Source organism: Thiocystis minor (assembly GCF_016653465.1).
GTDB lineage: Bacteria > Pseudomonadota > Gammaproteobacteria > Chromatiales > Chromatiaceae > Chromatium > Chromatium minus.
Map to the genome: position 1 here is coordinate 1 of NZ_NHSQ01000064.1, position 3,537 is coordinate 3,537.

General features: G+C 69.9%; 5 protein-coding genes. 2 read left to right on the forward strand and 3 right to left on the reverse strand.

The genetic code is table 11. The annotated features are described in order from the left end of the window. Positions 1 to 602 (forward strand): hypothetical protein (locus tag CCR95_RS07440; RefSeq protein WP_201093202.1); only part of this gene is annotated, 602 nt, incomplete at its 5' end. 132 nt (positions 603 to 734) lie between these two features. Here the strand turns inward: CCR95_RS07440 and CCR95_RS07445 are convergent. From CCR95_RS07445 to CCR95_RS07455, 3 genes are read right to left on the reverse strand one after another with little or no spacing between them, the layout of a single operon-like run. After that, complete coding sequence (locus CCR95_RS07445) at positions 735 to 1,034, reverse strand: hypothetical protein (protein WP_201093205.1); 300 nt, start codon at positions 1,032 to 1,034, stop codon at positions 735 to 737. Beyond that, positions 1,031 to 1,267: a sigma factor-like helix-turn-helix DNA-binding protein gene (locus CCR95_RS07450; protein ID WP_201093207.1), complete on the reverse strand. Its 237-nt coding sequence runs from the start codon at positions 1,265 to 1,267 to the stop codon at positions 1,031 to 1,033. Before CCR95_RS07450 ends, CCR95_RS07445 begins: the two co-directional genes overlap by 4 nt. Then, positions 1,267 to 1,632, reverse strand: a complete 366-nt coding sequence (locus CCR95_RS07455; RefSeq protein ID WP_201093208.1) for a hypothetical protein — start codon at positions 1,630 to 1,632, stop codon at positions 1,267 to 1,269. The genes CCR95_RS07450 and CCR95_RS07455 overlap by 1 nt, the downstream gene beginning before the upstream one ends. A 198-nt stretch (positions 1,633 to 1,830) precedes the next feature. Here CCR95_RS07455 and mobH point away from each other — a divergent pair. After that, a partial coding sequence (mobH, locus tag CCR95_RS07460) for a MobH family relaxase (RefSeq protein ID WP_201093210.1) occupies positions 1,831 to 3,537 on the forward strand: 1,707 nt, incomplete at its 3' end.

A 3,537-nucleotide genomic window follows, 5' to 3' on the forward strand; every position in this document is an offset into this window, starting at 1 on the left:
GCACTGAACAGCGCCCGGAAGCCGACGAAGCCTGGGCGCTGGCCCTGGACACGTTTGACGAAGCCGCGACGGTGTGCGTCACCGACGAAATCCTGGCCGCCGTCAGCGCGTCCGCGCCGGTGTGGAATAGCGGCGACACGGTGGGCGCGCGGATGGCGTTCAAAGCCGCCTATGGGCGTCTGGTGAGCGAAGGCCGGGCCAGCGGGCAGACGCCGAGGTGGCAATTGTCTTTGGGCTGGGACGCGCAACGGCGCACCGTGGCCGCGCAGGACGCGGTGCGGTCGGGACGGCTGACGGCAAAGCAGGTGCGCGCGCATCTGCCCGCGCCGCGTGCCGAGGGCCTTCCCGCCATGCTGGCTGGCGCGCTGACCGACCGCAACACGGTCATCGCCCTGCCGCTGGAGGCCGATGCCGTCACCCGCCAGCGGATGCGCGCGTTGCGCGAGGCCATCACGGGGCAGAGCGCGCCCGCTGCTGCGACGGCCACGCCCGCCGCGCTGGACGCCGCTGCCGAGCGCCAACGCTTTGCGCAACGCAAGCAGCAGGCGCTGGACGCTCTGGAACGGTTGGCGGCGCAGACGTCCGTGCAGGAATCGGCCTGAGATCGCTGCTCGCGCCCGAATGAGGCGTCTCCGACGTGGGACACCCCACAGGGGCATTTGGCGCGCAGACGCCAGCGGTTTTCTCAACCCAGGGGAGCAACCCAGGAGGATCGCGGGAGTAGGACTGGCCGTTCAGGCAAGGCAACTCTCCCGCTCCGTCGCGACGACGGGGTTTCTCGCGAAAACGTCGATGCAGACGCGCGGCGTCACGACAACACGCGCGCGTTGGCGCTGCCCGACATCGCGACCAACCGTCTGGTGGCGCAACATGACGATGCCCGTCGCGAGGCGCCTCCGTCGCGCGTCTCCGGTCTGGATGTCGGTGCGCCGCAAACGAACATCGACGCCGCGTCGAGGGTGTTCGTCGATCGCCTGGAGGCACACCTGGACGATTTGCTCGGGCGGCGGCCGCGCCCTGGCGAGCCGATTCACTCGGCGCGATCGATCCCCGCGCGCGTTTGCGCGCCGCCGTCCTGACGCGACATCCGCACGGCGGCCTCGCGCATGAGGTCGTCGAGCGTCCATCCCTGTTCGTCGCACCATTGACGGCACTTTTTGAGCGCCTGCAGTTCGATTTGGCGCACCCGTTCGCGGGTCACGCCCAGTTGTACGCCCACCTCGTCCAGCGTCTTGCCGGGGCGCGAGGATCGGTCTCCCTGCGGCATCAGTGTTGCGCCATCGGGCCAGTGACCGCTGGAGACACGGCCTTGGCGTCCAACGGTCCCTGGGGCGGCGCTTCCGACACCGCCGCCAGCGGTGTTGGCGCGACGGGCGGGAGGCGCCAGCAGCGCACGCGCCCGTCCAGGGCAAGGCCGCACGACTGACCGTCGAGCGCCAGCGCCGGTTCGCGTTCGCCGCCCCGCCAGGCGGCACCGCCCCGGCTTTCCGGGACGCGATGCGTGACGTACTGCGGAAAGGGCATCCGTTGCTCCAGGAGGGCCGGCGGCGGCGCGGGAGGCGACGCGCAACCGCCGACCAGCACGCCGACGAGAGACAGCGGAATCCAGACAACACAGGGCTTGGCGATCACACGACGCTCCTGAAAAAAGACCAGCCCGGAGCCTAGCGCGTGCCGCGGTCAAGATCCGCGCGCATCGGTGAATCGGTCGCGTGCCGGGAATCGCGCAGAACGGTTCGCGACGCCTTCACCGTTCCTCGCCGCGGCCCGCACGCCAGGATGGTTCAATCGGCGTTTCTTCCTTCGCCGCGCTCGCGCGCCCTTGCCTCCATGCGCGGATTCCTTGCTCGCTGCCAGATCGCCTGGTCCGTCTTACGGGGAACCGACGCGCGCGCGCCGGTCGCACGCGCGCCATCTTCCACCAACGACGCCGTTGAACGCGACCCTGAGATTCCGCGCTACCCGCCGTTCCTCAAGGGGCTGCCGGTGGCCACCTCGGCGCAGATCCTGGAGACCCAACAGGATCTGATCACGACGTTCCAGAATGCGCTGGCCATCACCGACGCGGACTACGCGGCCCTCGTGCCGCCGCTGCTGGAACGCTACGCCGCCTTTGTCCATCTGTTGCCCGCCTCGGAAACGCACCACCATCGCGGGGCGGGCGGGCTGTTGCGCCACGGCCTGGAAGTCGCTGCCCTGGCCGCGCGCGCCAGCCGGGGCAAGCTGTTCGCGCTGGATCGGCGGCCCGAAGAGCGCCGTGTCCTGGAACCGCGCTGGCATCTGGCCGCCTTCGTCGCCGGACTGCTGCACGATGTCGGCAAGCCGGTGGTCGATGTCTCGGTGTTCGACCGCGCCGGCACCAGCCGCTGGCAACCGGTCGACGACACGATTGTCGACTGGGCGCGGCGGCTGAACATCAACCATTACTTCCTGCGCTGGAATGCCCAACGCCTCCACCACGGGCACGAAATTTTTACCGCCTCGGTGTTCCACCAACTGCTCACGCCCGCCGTGCGTAACTGGTTGATGGACCCCGATCCGCTGATCTGGCACACCCTGGGCCGGGTGCTGGCGGGGAGCGACACGCAATCGCTGCTCTATCACTTGATGCACGACGCCGACCGCGCCAGCGTGGCGCAGGATTTGCGCGAGAATCACCTCGATCCCGAGGCGCTCTCGCTCGGCGTGCCGATCGAACGCTATCTGATCGAGACCATGCGCGCGCTGCTGCGCGAGGGCACCTGGACGGTCAACGTGCCGGGGGCGCAGGTCTGGACCTTTCATCCCGGCGGCCTGCATCTGGTCTGGTCGGACTGCGCGCCGACCGTCGTGCAACGGCTCGCCGAGTTGGGCGTGCCGGGCATTCCCCGCGATCCCGACACCCTGGCGGAGATCCTCATCGATCGCCAGTTGGCGGTGCCCGGTCCGCAGCATCGCCCGGAACATCCGGTGCGCTACTGGCGGCTCGCGCCCGCCTGCTTATCGGCGCATCGCGAGCGCCCCCTGGAACTCTCGTTTCTGCGCCTGTCCGCGCCGGAATTGCTGTTCTCCGGGGTGATTCCCGCCCCCGTGCCGCTGGTCGTGCGTCCGGGCGATCCCACGCTGGAGGCGGACACGGAGGACCAGCACAGCGCGTCAACCGAGGACCGATCGGAGACGCACGCGACCGCGACGGCACACCGTGGCGCGACCGCCGCGACGGGGACGCCAGACCCCGCCGTCCACGTCAAGCCCGTGCCGAAGTCAAGTCTGGGGAGCCTGGAACCCGTGATCGCCGCCGCGAACGTCACCGCGTCGACCGAATTTAGGTCCGTCGCTACCCCGGTCGCTACCCCGGCACCCGCTTCCGAGACCGCGCGCGCCTGGTTGCACCAACACGCCCCCGCCGGGCCGGCGCTGATGCAACTCTTCGCCGCGATCGCCGAGGGCCGCATCGCGCTCCCCGCACTCCCGATCACGGTCAAGGGCCAGGTGTTTCTGCCCTATCCCGCCGCGCTCACCGGCCTCGATCAGCCCCCGGAGGCGCTCCTGGCGGAC

Bases quoted from the DNA above. Each gene is read 5' to 3' on its own strand.
- CCR95_RS07450 (WP_201093207.1), bottom strand. From the start codon at position 1,267: ATGCCGCAGGGAGACCGATCCTCGCGCCCCGGCAAGACGCTGGACGAG.